This window comes from Paenibacillus sp. Y916, from assembly GCF_056786435.1.
The window spans coordinates 58,414-71,330 of record NZ_JBXCJA010000013.1; the positions used below are offsets into that span (position 1 = coordinate 58,414).

Here is a 12,917-nt window from a genome sequence, read left to right on the forward strand (position 1 = left end):
AGTTATTGTTGGGCATAAAAATACCGCGAAACAGCAGCCTCCTAAGAAGCTGCTGTTTCGCGGCGAAAAGCCGAAAGTCAGCTTATAATCAAAGATTGGAATTTACTATGCCCGATATTCGGTTAAGGCAAAACCAACAATACCATAAAAGTAATCATTACAAACATCTCCTTTCGAGGGAAAAAATAGAAATACAAATTCACTTCTATATTGTGACATAAACCTTTGTGAGAAATCTAAGGAAAATTTGATTATAATCAAATCTTATCGGTCAGCTACCTCTCCAACTCAATCCCCCAACTGTCGTATATAACATAAATAAAATGTGTATTTTAGAGTAATATCATCCCCGATATAGAGGGATATTCCTTCACAATAAAGACTGCCGACGAGTGCCGACAGTCAATGTATATTGCTAATCGATTTTAAAAAGACGTATTATTTCACCGTCTATTACGTCTTCACTAACTTTTATAAATCCTAAAGATTCATATAACTTTCCCGCAATTTGATTATCTGGTCGATGTCCAATCATTATTCTTTTGCATTCTGGAATACTCATAAACTCAATCAACATCTCTAATGCTACCTTACCGCAACCTTTACCTTGATGAGTTTCATCAATCATTATAGCAGGAATCCAATAGTTATCATCCTTGTCTGGTTTCGTACAAAATACGATAAATCCGACTAAAACCTCTTCCGAGTAAATAGCACGCAATTCAAACTCATCAACATATTTAGATTCTGCAATCCAATAAACAACTGGTGCAGGAAAGACATTTAGCTGTTCTGGCTTAACTTTAAGCTTGGTACATTCATACCAATTTTCAATAGACACTGGCTTTAATGCAATTACCATACGAAATTCCTCCCAAATTTTACTTCGCAGAGGATTTCATCCCCTACGATTATTTCGTAACCTTCCTTACAACCATTGCAACATGGATATTCTTCATACCACATCACTCCTCTCGAAAATTAATACTCTAATGATAAAAAACTCAATCAACAAATATTCTCTCTCCTATTATTAGGTCTATCTGACGCAAAAAATCTTCTGCAAGTTCTAGCTGTCTAGTTGCAAAATCCAAATCTCCGTGACCTGCAAGGGCGAAGTCTAAGTTACCTAATACAGACATTATTATACGTCCAGTAATAGCAAATCCAAAAGCTTTCAGATCGGTACCATTGTCGATATGGCCTAATATGTATTTAAAGGTTGGCTCCTCAATTCCGCCAAACAATGCAAGATTACCAATAAAAGAAGCCAAGTCCCAGTATGCGGGCATCATTGATACATCCTCAAAGTCAGTCCAAATCCAACCTTCAGGACTTGGTAATAAGTTTCTCGCATGGGCATCTCCATGACACGGTATTAACACACTTGATTCGAGTCGCATATGCTCATCTACCCTTGAAAACACATTTAGCAGTGCTTGTATTCGTTGATCGGAGTATTTCCTCAATCTATCAGCCGATTGACATGTCCGTTCACAAACACCAAGCACAGGAAGCTCGTCATTGAAGTCTTTCATTGCGATTGAAAGTCCATTTAGAAGTTCGACGACTTCACTAGGTGAAGGAGGTTGCAACTGTGTGGGTGGAACATACTCCCCTAACGTCATCCATGTACCCGTAACATCATACGGTCCTGCATCAGTAAGGTCGGTAGGTAACAATACAGGGATACCCTTTGATTGAAGGTGACGCGACACCTGTAACTCTCTATCAAGTAAATTGTATGCGTACTCTGCATCTTCTTTTCTTCTCTACAGTTAATAACACTTGTGATATAAGTCTGCCTTTCTCCGGCACTACAACAGCTCCTTAAATTAGGTGTAAAAGTATCTTAACACCATGGATGTTTTCCTCACAGGTACAAAACAATTATAATTGACTATTCTGTCTGTTAGTTTAGTGGATTAACGTATCATTCTTTAATATAATCTAACCTCTTAGGGCAAGGTAATGAGAATACTGTCGATAATGCTGGCAGCCTGATGTCCGTGGACTCGGCACTATCATGTCACATGAGTTTAACGATATAATTATCAATGGATCTAAATTTTATATAATGAGGCGGGTCATCACAATGGAGACAGGTAATAATGTAACTTTTGAAGCAGAAACCACCAATCCCATTGAAATGCAAAAAGCAGGCTTTCAGGCGATTCTAGAAAACTTTAAAAAATATAGTGAAATTTCTAAAGAAGATTAGGTTGAAATGAATCGGACATGCAGGTTTATTCATAATTATTTGAAAACACTAATTTAAACCTTCCTTTTGGAAGGTTTTTTTCTACCAAAAATAGACGTGTTGTCTGTAACGGTAAGTTTTACGAAATAAGCCCCATTCCCTCATCAAGTCCCAACATTATGTTCATACATTGAATTGCTGCTCCCGATGAACCCTTCCCGAGGTTGTCTAGTCTGCATGCGACAACCACTTGATCGTCATTCCCTAGAACAAAAATCTCAGAATAATTGGTTCCGTTGCATACTGTCGGATCAAGAGCAAATTCGGAAATTCTCTTAGTATCATCAAGTGGGATGACTCTTACGAACGTTTCTCCATGATAATAATCTGTGAGGATAGCATGAATTTCCTGAAGGCTAGGTTGATTAATAAGTAGACGAGTAACCAAAGGAACTGTCACAACCATGCCATTGTAAAAATCGCAAACAGTCGGAAGGAACACAGGCTGAAACTCAAGATCCGTAAATTTCATCATTTCAGGTAAATGCTTATGATCCATGTTTAAACTATAGTGCTGTGGGTTCCTTATGATGTCGTTTACATCACTAAAACTGCCTGTTTCATGCTGTGCAATTAATGCCTTTCCCCCACCACTATAACCCGTTAATGAGTGGCAACAAACCGGATAATCACGTGGAAGGATTCCCCTTTGGACAAGTGGGTTAATTCCAAGCACAAATGCAGTAGCATGGCAACCTGGGACTGACACACGAGCAGCGTTAGCTATCTCGCCCCTTTGTAAAGCCGATAGTTCTGGCAACCCATAGGTCCACGCATCATTGGTACGAAAAGCCGTACTGCTATCAATAACCCGGGTATTAGGATTTATGATGAGTGTTATGGCCTCTAGAGCACTCTGGTCTGGTAGACACAAGAATACAATATCTGCTTCATTCATTAACTTTATTCGGATCTCCGGATCCTTCTTATACTCCTCAGAAATCGATAGAAGTTCCACATCGATTCGTTGGTTAAGTCTTTCATGTATTTTTAATCCCGTCGTCCCGTACTGGCCATCTACAAATACTTTCATAGCATATACCTCCGTACACATAATGTATAATTATACATTATTACGTTTTTATATGCAATTGGTTATTTCCTATGGCCACCCCAAGGATGGCCAGTCTTCCTCGAGTGGGCTACAATTTTTGTTTTTCCAACAAACTTGTTTCTTCTTCAATTCGACTAAGATCAATACGCTCGAACAATAACTTTAGGTTTTGGATTTTTCGGTTATCTGGAACTGAAATCCACATCCAAACAGGTTGTTCCAGTGTTAGAAACTTTCTTATTTCTTCACAAGAGAACGGAATAAACGGGTCAAGTAAATTGGACAGATTCGCTATAATTTGCACACATGTATTTAGTGTATATCCACACTCTTCTCGGTTTTCCTTCATCTGTACCCACGGCTTTTGTTCATCAAAGTATTTATTTGCTCGGCGAACATAAGTAAAAATCAGCTCAATGGCTTCCTTTAGATGACCTTTTTCAATCAAGGCTCCAGACTCAACATATAAATCCTCAATTGTTCTCTTCCATTCTTCACTAAAATTACCTTCTGGAACGCATCCTTCAAAAGACTTGTCGATAAAAGCCAACGTACGATTAACAAAATTTCCAAATGCGCCAAGCAATTCCCCATTGTGGCTATGGATGAACTCCCTCCATGAGAAATCAGTATCCCGGTTCTCAGGACCGTTTGCTATTAAAAAATAACGAATGGAATCTGGTTGATAGCGACTCATAATGTCCGGTACCCATACAGCCCAATGATTACTTGTCGAAAACTTCTTCCCCTCTAAGGTCATATATTCACATGATATTATTCGATCAGGTAAATGGAGATCCCTTACACCTAAGAGTAGTGCTGGCCAAATTACTGTATGGAAAGGGATATTATCTTTACCATGTACATAATAAGCAGTTATTTCCTCCTGTCCCTCCAGCCAAAAGGATTCCCAGCGACCACCTGTCTCTGCAGCCCACTGCTTGCTTGCTGATAAGTAGCCACTGACAGCTTCGATCCAAACGTAGATTTTTTTATCTTCGAACCCTTCAACTGGAACATCTACACCCCAAGTTAAGTCTCTAGTTACTGCACGATCTTGAAGTCCTTCTTTTAAGTATCGTCCAGTTAACTGCACAGCATTTCCCTTCCATCCTTGAGCTTTTGTTGCATACTCGGTTAATTCAGTTTGGAATCGTGAGAGCGCAAGGTAATAATGCTCTGTTGGACGCTCAATCGGGGGATTCCCACAAATCTTGCAAGTCTTGTCAGATAGGTCTGCAGGATCTAACAATGTTGAACAATAGTCACATTGATCACCTCGGGCGCGGTTCCCACAAACAGGACAAATACCCTCAACGTATCGGTCCGGTAAAAATCGTTGATCTGTTTCACAATAGGTCTGCTGTATTTCTTTCTTGTACAAATATCCATTTTCCAATAAACTCAAAAACAATTCTTTAACGACATGATGATGAAATTCTTGGTCAGTACGTGTATACAAATCATAAGTAAACCCTAGTTGCTTAAAGCACTCGGCAAATTCCTGATGAAATCGATCTGCAATATCCCCTGGAGTAACCCCCTCTTGAATAGCCTGAACGGCGACAGGTGTACCGTGGCAATCACTTCCTGATACATACAATACATGGTCTCCCTTTGAACGAAAATAACGAGCTAGCACATCTCCTGGTAATAAACTTGCTAAACGTCCCAAATGCAATGAACCATTCGCATAAGGCCAAGCTCCGCCAATAAAAATATTTGCCATGAAAACTCCTCCTTTTTTGACAAACAAAAAAGCCCTCATCCCGAAGGGACGAGAGCTGTGCTCACGTGTTACCACCCAATTTTATTAATGCCTTACGGCATTAACCTTTTCAGGTACGACGCATTTGCGTTTATACCCTAGCACAGTAACGGGTGCGGGTTCCGACGCAACCTACAACCATATGAGGGTTCGATGCGCAGCTCAGAGACCATATTCCCAAGATTATTCTTTACCCCTTTTCAGCAACCGGGGCTCTCTGTATAAAGACATCACCATGGTACTCTTTCTCGTCTTAGCTTTTATTCTGAATATTCAAGTTATTGGAGATTATACTGGGAATAATTTCCTAAGTCAAGACTATTTAATGAAGAAGAAATCATTACCCAGAATCGCCTGATTAATCTCCTTGAAGATCCCTCTAAGCGATCAAGGGCGAATACTCGCAGTCGAAATGTGTTGTTAGCCGAAGTCATTGACTTGCCTGAGCTACCTTCAACCAGTACACAACCTGTCAGTCCATTTCTAGAGGACCCTATTTAACCATTCTTTTACGGTCTCTGTAAACAGTGTATCCTGTTCAATTTGCAGATTATGACCAGCTCTATCAAATAAAACAAAGGATGACCTAGGATACATTTCAATAATATTCCATAATGCTTGGTACCCAACAATTGAATCTTGCCTTCCAGTCAACATAAGTGTAGGTTTCATGTACGGCTTTTCAAGGGCATCCACGTTAAAACTAAAAGCAACATGCTGCCCTAGATAGTTTTCCAAGAATGATTGGTCGGCAATTTTTAGACCTGGAAGGATTTCTTCATTAAACCTCTCCCATACCCGTTTGTTTTGTACTGCATTTATCCCCTCACTTACGAAATAATTTCTATCCTCTAGAGTTAGACTGTTCAAAAGAATTTCATCTTTATCAAACACCTGAAAATATGCTCCATTATCTTTTTGTGTTTCTTGTTCTGCGAGAGGACAGATTAACAGAAGTCCATCCACAATCGAAGGACGTTTATTAATTATTCCTCTAGCTAAGTAGCCCCCATAGGATTCTCCTGCTATAACAAATTTCTGATTCGGTATGATAGCATCAATAAAGCCAAGAACCAAATCAAGCATTTGATCAGAACCAGTAATCCATTGTTCTCCTTTGGTCTTCCCCATTCCAGGTAAATCAAAATAAATACGTTTCCACGGTGTATTCATCATTTGGAAGACCGGTTCCATGCACCCTTTCATCAGTCTGTGATCCGGGCCCCATCCATGAATCATTACAATCGGCATACCTTCACCATAAACTTCATAATAAATGTTTACATCCCTAACTGTACACTGCATATCTCTATATCTCCTTTGTGTGTTTTCATAATATCCCCCCATTAACTTGGATTTCAATCGGCTGTATAGAGAGCCTACTGTTTTCAAGTTCAAGAATATGTCCCACCATATTCGCTTCTAGATACGCTTCGTTCCCAACACCTTCTATAAATGCACCGTTAACATCCAGTGTGGTAGTTCTAACTGTAAGTTTTTGCTTCCCTAATTTAGTTACTTTAAATTTATCCTCAACCTTGAACGTTTGACCTGGTTTTAATACAGTTCCATAACCCAAGTCAACATAAGCTCGGCTTTCATTACTACCTGTAAAGGAAAAACGAATGATGGGTCCTCCATGAGAAAATGTAACTGTTTCATCACCAATATACTTTAAAATTCCTTTTACTTTTAGTATCCCGCCATTTCTGATCACAGTAGGTGTTGTCACTTCAAGAACAAAATCTGAAGCTTCGACACTTCTAGTTACTACATTTTCTACTTCCGCACCTTCTAGTTGTATTTCTAAATTCTTTGTTATTTGATCTTGTCGGTATCTTACAGTAATCAATTTACTTTCCATGTCGAAAAAATCTTTGGGTAATATCTTAGTTTGTTTTTCTATACCATTTTTCTTTAATAGCATTGATTCAACTGCTACACATACACCCGTACTCGATGCCAATTTACCATTAGAAATAAGAAGCCCACAATCAAAAATCAGATCTAAAGACTTGCCTGTTTTATTAGTAAATACAATATTGGTCTTATAATTTGTTGTATCTGCATCAATTTCTGCAAGTATACTCACTTTTAATGCTTCATCTTCAATGGAGCCTTTTAGTTCGCTCGGAACTTCCTCGACTATTACCTCTTCCGAATGTCCCTTTTCCATGGGAGGCGGGGCGATGAAATCTTCTTTAGTATTCAATTCTAATCCATTGTTGTTATCCTGAAGCGAAGTACAACCTGTTAGGGAAATAATGACTATGATTACTCCCAATAAAAACAGTCTTCTCATTTAAATCACCTCAAAGTTCAGACGAAGAAAATAAGGAAAATGTTTCAAAAAATTTATACATCTATCTCACAAAAGTTATATAATCAATGTTCACTGGTTCAAAACCATTTGCTCGAATTCGTGAGTTAATCTGCCCTCGATGATACTGACCATGAAGTGCTACATGTGTTAGAATATCTCGGGTGGAAGCCTTAAACTCTTGACCTTTACTGTTTGTGTATGATATTAAGTTATCTAGGTCAGCTTTTTTCACTTCAGCGAGAAGTGTTTTGAAGTTATCTTCATTTTGTTGGATAAGCTTTGCACAGACTTCTAGATCACCATCCGACCAGATGGGCATTTGTGAACTGTCCTTTCCATTAATTCTAGTAATCCATATTTGTTCTGCATATAAAATATGGGAAAATAAACGTACCTGTTGGTCCTCAACTTCATTATTTTGCAAGGTTTCTAGTATGCGTTGATTAGCCCAATTTAGATGTTCATACATCTTTTGGATTGTTTTCAATGGTTCCGCCTCCTACATGATCTATCACTTGTTTTGTATCCATTCTATAAAAAGGAGTTCTTCCCCTTCTTTTACTCAAATATCATTTTCCGTTGGTTTAAGCATTTCTAGCGCATCTCCCTGTTTACCGCGATCATCTGCAACACCTTTCGGTCGTCACCCTTCAGTTTGACCTTACCGGCAAGTAGTTGTGAGGAACCGTCCCCATCTAGAAATATGGCCTCATCCAAATTTCCTACGGCAACATTTCTCTTAATAGCAGTACGAAATTGCTCCGCTGTACATTTGGTAGAAGTGACGACTAGGTAGATTTCTCCAAAGACATCGTAGGCCATTGCACTGCGAAGCCGCTCATCGTCGGGAAACGGTAGCCCTTCTTCTTTGACCGCTGCGTTATACCACCCGCTTTCGTCCTTTAAATTCATACTGACTCCGCCCTGTGCCCAGAACTTTGTCGCATCTGTCATCTGTAGATCGTCGACGCTTGCTGCTAGTTGTACGTCGATCATCCCTGTGATCCGATCATATACGATGGTTCCTCGGGCGTATTTGACGTTAAACCAGCCTGACCCGTATTTGTTAGGGCTTCCGTTTGCGGGCATGCCATCCATAACCGCGATGCTCAACAACTGATTTTCCCAAAAGAATCCACCATTGATTCCGTTTGTTCCCGATTGCACTACGTTATCTTTTATGCTATAAAGCGAAATACTACTCGGTTCCGTACGCAACATATGTAGAACAACCCCGTTGTCAGCGGTTATTTGGGAGTACTTAACGCCTTCTGGAATGCCATCTTTACTTAAGAGCCATCCAGATAGGCCCCCTAAAATTAGAATGAAAGCACATAAGTAAATTGGAAAGGAACGTCCTAAAACAGCTAACCTTTCATTCCCTTTTCCTTTCAAATCCGTTCGTCCCCTCATAATTGTTAAGCACTTTTATATTTACGCTAATATTGGGTAATTGTTCCGTTAGTTAAACTTTTAAAGCAAATCATTCCGCATGGCAGATCCATCCTGCCAACAGCCCCTCGTTTTTTTCAAGTAGGAGAAAAAGCTTCGTAATGTCGCCGCTTACCCTCTCGTACAATTCCGCTAATTCTTGTCCGGCATCTATCCAGAAGCTTTTCCTTACATTTAACCGGTCTTGAAGTTCGGAATCATTCACGTCTCCGTACGCGCTTATTTGATGGTCCCCACGCAGAGAGTTCATTGCCCCTTCCCGCACCGATCACGATCAAGGATGCAACTTTTTCGCCTAATATTTGTTCCAAACCTCTTCGTTCAGTTCATTGTTAATGCCCACAGCGGCCAATGAACCCATAGAAGCTGCTATAATGGCTTGATGAAGTTGTGATGCTGCATCTCCGGCACTAAAGACACCTGGAACGTTCGTTTTGCCGAAATTATCGACGATGACAGTTCCTGCTTCTGTGGTCTCGCAACCTATTGCTTGCGGCAAGTCTGATCCGGAATTAAGCTTCGGTCTGAAAAATATCCCAGTACATGTGATTCTTGTACCGTCCTTCAGAACAACTTGCTGCACCATACCGTCGTTAGATTCAACAGACTCAATCGGTGAGTCAAATACAGGAATATGATGTTGACTTAATTCTTCACGTTGTCCATCCGTCAATTCGTCAGGTCCATGGGTACAGATTGTAATATGGTTCGTCCATCCAGATATCGTTTTGGCCATGTGCAGTGCATCCGCTCCCTTGATAATTAAGACAAGCGGCTGATCTCTTAGTTCCCAGCCATCACAATACGGGCAGATAAAGGCGCTTTTACCATATACATCTGCCAACCCCTTAATATCCACCGGGAGGTCCTTCATCCCTACTGTAAAGAGGAGCTTTTTGCTTCGATAGCTCTGTCCCTGTAAAGTCGTAATTTGAAAATCACCATCGGTTCCCGTAATCGATATGACAGCATCCTCCACAAAGGTAACGGATGGATATGAACTAATCTGTTCCTTTGCAATTCGTCTAAATTCGCTTGGACTTATATGATCTCTAGTAAGAAATCCGTGGGTCTCGCGAGTAACCCTATTACGCGGACGTCCTTCGTCAATTACAACTACCTTTTTTCTTGCCCTGCCTAGCACAAGAGCAGCATTTAGACCTGCCGGTCCTCCGCCGATAATAACACAATCGTGAGTCATCCTGATTCACCCTTTCGCTTTTCAATATTAATATTAAAGATATAATAGACTCGTTATATCTCTAATGATTTCAAAAAAAGAACGGATCTTCACTCCGTCTTTAATAATTTCGGTAAATCTGCTATTTTCTTATTTTCCAGATACTGCTCCATCTGTCGCTCAGCGTCGATAACAACCTGCTGGATCACACATTCGCTTCCATGATTCAGGCTACATTCGAATAAGGAAGCGGTTCCCTCGATCGCATGGATAATATCGAGAAAAGAGATATCTTCCTGCTTCCGTCTGAGCCGGTATCCCCCGTTTGCACCGGACGCAGATTGAATCAATCCAGCCTTGACAAGTTTGGTCATCATCTTGGACAGATAGGTCTTCGAAACGCCTAGCTTTTCAGCAAGCAATTGAACACCAACAGGCTTATCGGGCGATGCCGTCACAAGAAAGAGCATCGCATGAAGCGCATAGTCTGTCGCTTGGGAATATTTCATTTAGCACCTCCATTAACGACTTCATGGATCTATAATAACTCCAATATTTCTAAAAAGCAAGCATGTATTCTTGTACAAGCGCTCATTGACCCAATAAACAAGCAGCGTTGTCATTGCGCTATCCCGCCCATTAGTTCAATTGCCCGCCACCAATAGCCTATTTTTAATCTTTAAAAGTTAGCAATACCAAACAGCAATAAATATATAATCATTTGCTATAAAGTGAAAATATCTTCTGCTTTGAGTAGTACATATTGTATACCCCCTGTTTCATAATAGTTGCCGTTCTTACATGATTTAGGACTTTCACGTAAGACCTGACGCTGTAGATAAGCATTATGGCTATGCCAACAACCCATATTATACTGGCAATGTCCGTTACGATTTGCATAGGATTTACGCTCGCTGTTGATGCAGCAGGTGGAAGAGGTGAAACTATAAGGGAAAACAAGTCTAATCAGTACAGGCAACCATAGTGCTTATGAGAAAATTATATGGATTTTTCTGAAGAGAATCCTTGGCACAATGACTGCCACAACGACATAACTTGCTGTAATACTCATATTAAGGATAGCTGTAAATAAATTCGTCCGAATCCGGATATGCACAGTGCGGTCATCATAAGCATAGGACCAATTGAATTCTGAACGGTGATAAATAGCTTCTACATTCATATTCGTATCATTCTCCTACTCCCGGGTCAATGCAAAAAGGGCCCAACCCCACGTATACACGAGGTTGAAGCCATAGGTTACATTTCCTATTAATTACAATAAATCTAACACAGTATCATTGTTTCGTTAATATGATTCCACTACGCACAAACATCCAGCCATCATTCTCCAGGTATCTTCTAACCCACTTTCCAACTAGTCACGTAGTAACTAAGCTATCTCATTAACTTGATTACCCTAACCTGTACCCATCAACCCCGAGCTTGCTGCAGAACCCTCCTATTCGGTCACGGCAAAGGAGGGTTCACATTCTATCTATTCAATTAATCTAAAAGTGCACCATTCTGACGCAATAACTTTTGTAGTTCGTTAATGGATACATTTTGCGGGGTAATATTATGCTTTATTGCAAGTGATGCGGCTGTCCCTGCCGCCTGCCCCGTCGCCATACAGCTAGGAGACAGTCTCGTGGTACCTAGTGCCTCATGTGAGGTGGATATACATCTGCCACCCACGATTAAATTATCGATTGTTTGGGGAAGTAAGCAACGATAAGGAATATCATAGGCACCATCTCCTTCGATCCATGAAACGTCAACATTATTCCCCGATGGAGCATGTACATCAATGGGATACCCGCTTCGAGCAATCACATCCTCAAATTTTTTACCTTCCACAACATCCTCCATCGTAAGTTTATACTGTCCTTCAATTCTTCGACTTTCACGAATCCCGATCTGTGCGCCTACCTGTGAAATAGACGCTGCTTCAAAGCCCGGTAAAGATTTCGTCATAAAATCAGCTACCATCAGCACCTGTTTGCGTCCAAGTTCCTCTGCCAATGTAAGATCTTCGACATTGGTTCCGTCCAAGCCTTGGATACGTGTCATATTCACAAGTACCTCATCAGCTTCAGGCCCACTGAAGAATAGAACTTGGTCTCGTTTTATCGGCAGATCCGCTTCCTTCCAATGCTTATAGAACCCTTGAACAGCCGACAAATATAAATCAGGTAGCTCATCAAATGGCGTTTTTCGATAAAACTCTTCCGGATGCTCGATAATATATGTTTTAACCTTAGCTAAATCGACTCCGCGCATGCGAAACTTCATGGTCATCGGCTGCGTCAAATGATCGCCTTCTCGACCTTGAAGAAAAGGTGCCCCTGATAAGTAAGCCAGATCAGCATCACCCGAGGTATCGATAAAGATGCGCCCTTTAAGCTCAATCCGCCCCGATTTGGTAGTCAATGTCACCCCGTTGATATGATTATCCTTCACCGAAACTGCATCAACAAAGCTATGAAACAGTAAGCGAACTCCGGCTTCCTTAAGCATGTCTACTGCAAGTACTTTATAGACCTCTGGATGGAAGGGAGTAATGGTATGCACAAATCCGCATGTATCCCGTACATGTCCAGGTGAGGCATTCAAAGCAGCTAATCGGTCCACCATTTCTTGGGCTGTCCCCTTGATTACCTGCTTCCCTTCCGTCGTATGGAAGGTCATCCACGGATAGACTAACGCTGCTGTAGACATCCCTCCAGCGAAGCCATAGCGTTCGACCAATACTGTTTTCGCGCCTCCACGACCTGCCGCTAAAGCCGCATGTATACCTGCTGGACCTGCTCCAACTACAACAACGTCGGCTTCTATAATTGATGCGATTTGGTTTGTCATTAAATTTCAATTCCTTCC

Annotated in this window: 13 protein-coding genes, 1 pseudogene and 1 other annotated feature; of the genes and pseudogenes, 1 reads left to right on the forward strand and 13 read right to left on the reverse strand. The window is 40.8% G+C overall.

Annotated features, from left to right (window positions below):
• Nucleotides 1–415 precede the first annotated feature (415 nt).
• Nucleotides 416–862 carry a GNAT family N-acetyltransferase gene (locus tag AC1TO9_RS20745; RefSeq protein ID WP_482060379.1) on the reverse strand — a complete coding sequence of 149 codons (447 nt, stop codon included), beginning with the start codon at nt 860–862 and terminating at the stop codon, nt 416–418.
• 142 nt (nt 863–1,004) lie between these two features.
• Nucleotides 1,005–1,757 (reverse strand): annotated as a pseudogene (locus tag AC1TO9_RS20750) (phosphotransferase); the annotation flags it as partial.
• Nucleotides 1,758–2,095: 338 nt separating this feature from the next.
• Between AC1TO9_RS20750 and AC1TO9_RS20755 the strand changes: the two are divergent.
• Entirely contained in the window at nt 2,096–2,221 is a 126-nt protein-coding gene (locus AC1TO9_RS20755) for a hypothetical protein (protein WP_482060380.1), read from the forward strand.
• 118 nt (nt 2,222–2,339) lie between these two features.
• On the opposite strand, the gene argC is transcribed toward AC1TO9_RS20755, so the two are convergent.
• The 11 genes from argC to AC1TO9_RS20810 form a co-directional block, all read right to left on the reverse strand.
• The gene (argC, locus tag AC1TO9_RS20760; RefSeq protein WP_482060381.1) at nt 2,340–3,293 is read right to left on the reverse strand and encodes an N-acetyl-gamma-glutamyl-phosphate reductase; all 954 of its coding nucleotides are present in this window, start codon (nt 3,291–3,293) and stop codon (nt 2,340–2,342) included.
• 109 nt (nt 3,294–3,402) lie between these two features.
• The gene (metG, locus tag AC1TO9_RS20765) at nt 3,403–5,043 is read right to left on the reverse strand and encodes a methionine--tRNA ligase (protein ID WP_482060382.1); all 1,641 of its coding nucleotides are present in this window, start codon (nt 5,041–5,043) and stop codon (nt 3,403–3,405) included.
• A 41-nt stretch (nt 5,044–5,084) separates the two neighbouring features.
• Nucleotides 5,085–5,346: a binding site (T-box leader), on the reverse strand.
• Between the two features lie 219 nt (nt 5,347–5,565).
• Entirely contained in the window at nt 5,566–6,387 is an 822-nt protein-coding gene (locus AC1TO9_RS20770; protein ID WP_482060383.1) for an alpha/beta fold hydrolase, read from the reverse strand.
• 25 nt (nt 6,388–6,412) lie between these two features.
• The gene (locus tag AC1TO9_RS20775) at nt 6,413–7,384 is read right to left on the reverse strand and encodes a hypothetical protein (protein ID WP_482060384.1); all 972 of its coding nucleotides are present in this window, start codon (nt 7,382–7,384) and stop codon (nt 6,413–6,415) included.
• 61 nt (nt 7,385–7,445) lie between these two features.
• Nucleotides 7,446–7,892: a DinB family protein gene (locus AC1TO9_RS20780; protein WP_482060385.1), complete on the reverse strand. Its 447-nt coding sequence runs from the start codon at nt 7,890–7,892 to the stop codon at nt 7,446–7,448.
• 107 nt (nt 7,893–7,999) lie between these two features.
• The gene (locus AC1TO9_RS20785; protein WP_482060386.1) at nt 8,000–8,800 is read right to left on the reverse strand and encodes a hypothetical protein; all 801 of its coding nucleotides are present in this window, start codon (nt 8,798–8,800) and stop codon (nt 8,000–8,002) included.
• An 88-nt stretch (nt 8,801–8,888) separates the two neighbouring features.
• The gene (locus AC1TO9_RS20790; protein ID WP_482060387.1) at nt 8,889–9,107 is read right to left on the reverse strand and encodes a hypothetical protein; all 219 of its coding nucleotides are present in this window, start codon (nt 9,105–9,107) and stop codon (nt 8,889–8,891) included.
• Nucleotides 9,108–9,152: 45 nt separating this feature from the next.
• Nucleotides 9,153–10,058: an NAD(P)/FAD-dependent oxidoreductase gene (locus tag AC1TO9_RS20795; RefSeq protein ID WP_482060388.1), complete on the reverse strand. Its 906-nt coding sequence runs from the start codon at nt 10,056–10,058 to the stop codon at nt 9,153–9,155.
• Nucleotides 10,059–10,147: 89 nt separating this feature from the next.
• Nucleotides 10,148–10,546 (reverse strand): RrF2 family transcriptional regulator, encoded by a 399-nt coding sequence (locus AC1TO9_RS20800; protein ID WP_482060389.1) that lies wholly within the window; start codon nt 10,544–10,546, stop codon nt 10,148–10,150.
• A 479-nt stretch (nt 10,547–11,025) separates the two neighbouring features.
• Nucleotides 11,026–11,220, reverse strand: a complete 195-nt coding sequence (locus AC1TO9_RS20805; RefSeq protein WP_482060390.1) for an alpha amylase N-terminal ig-like domain-containing protein — start codon at nt 11,218–11,220, stop codon at nt 11,026–11,028.
• A 323-nt stretch (nt 11,221–11,543) separates the two neighbouring features.
• Nucleotides 11,544–12,899, reverse strand: coding sequence for an FAD-dependent oxidoreductase (locus AC1TO9_RS20810; RefSeq protein ID WP_482060391.1), 1,356 nt, complete (start codon nt 12,897–12,899; stop codon nt 11,544–11,546).
• Between the last annotated feature and the right edge of the window lie 18 nt (nt 12,900–12,917).

Bases quoted from the DNA above. Each gene is read 5' to 3' on its own strand.
- AC1TO9_RS20745 (WP_482060379.1), bottom strand. From the start codon at position 862: ATGGTAATTGCATTAAAGCCAGTGTCTATTGAAAATTGGTATGAATGT.
- AC1TO9_RS20755 (WP_482060380.1), top strand. From the start codon at position 2,096: ATGGAGACAGGTAATAATGTAACTTTTGAAGCAGAAACCACCAATCCC.
- argC (WP_482060381.1), bottom strand. From the start codon at position 3,293: ATGAAAGTATTTGTAGATGGCCAGTACGGGACGACGGGATTAAAAATA.
- metG (WP_482060382.1), bottom strand. From the start codon at position 5,043: ATGGCAAATATTTTTATTGGCGGAGCTTGGCCTTATGCGAATGGTTCA.
- AC1TO9_RS20770 (WP_482060383.1), bottom strand. From the start codon at position 6,387: ATGCAGTGTACAGTTAGGGATGTAAACATTTATTATGAAGTTTATGGT.
- AC1TO9_RS20775 (WP_482060384.1), bottom strand. From the start codon at position 7,384: ATGAGAAGACTGTTTTTATTGGGAGTAATCATAGTCATTATTTCCCTA.
- AC1TO9_RS20790 (WP_482060387.1), bottom strand. From the start codon at position 9,107: ATGAACTCTCTGCGTGGGGACCATCAAATAAGCGCGTACGGAGACGTG.
- AC1TO9_RS20795 (WP_482060388.1), bottom strand. From the start codon at position 10,058: ATGACTCACGATTGTGTTATTATCGGCGGAGGACCGGCAGGTCTAAAT.
- AC1TO9_RS20800 (WP_482060389.1), bottom strand. From the start codon at position 10,546: ATGAAATATTCCCAAGCGACAGACTATGCGCTTCATGCGATGCTCTTT.
- AC1TO9_RS20805 (WP_482060390.1), bottom strand. From the start codon at position 11,220: ATGAATGTAGAAGCTATTTATCACCGTTCAGAATTCAATTGGTCCTAT.
- AC1TO9_RS20810 (WP_482060391.1), bottom strand. From the start codon at position 12,899: ATGACAAACCAAATCGCATCAATTATAGAAGCCGACGTTGTTGTAGTT.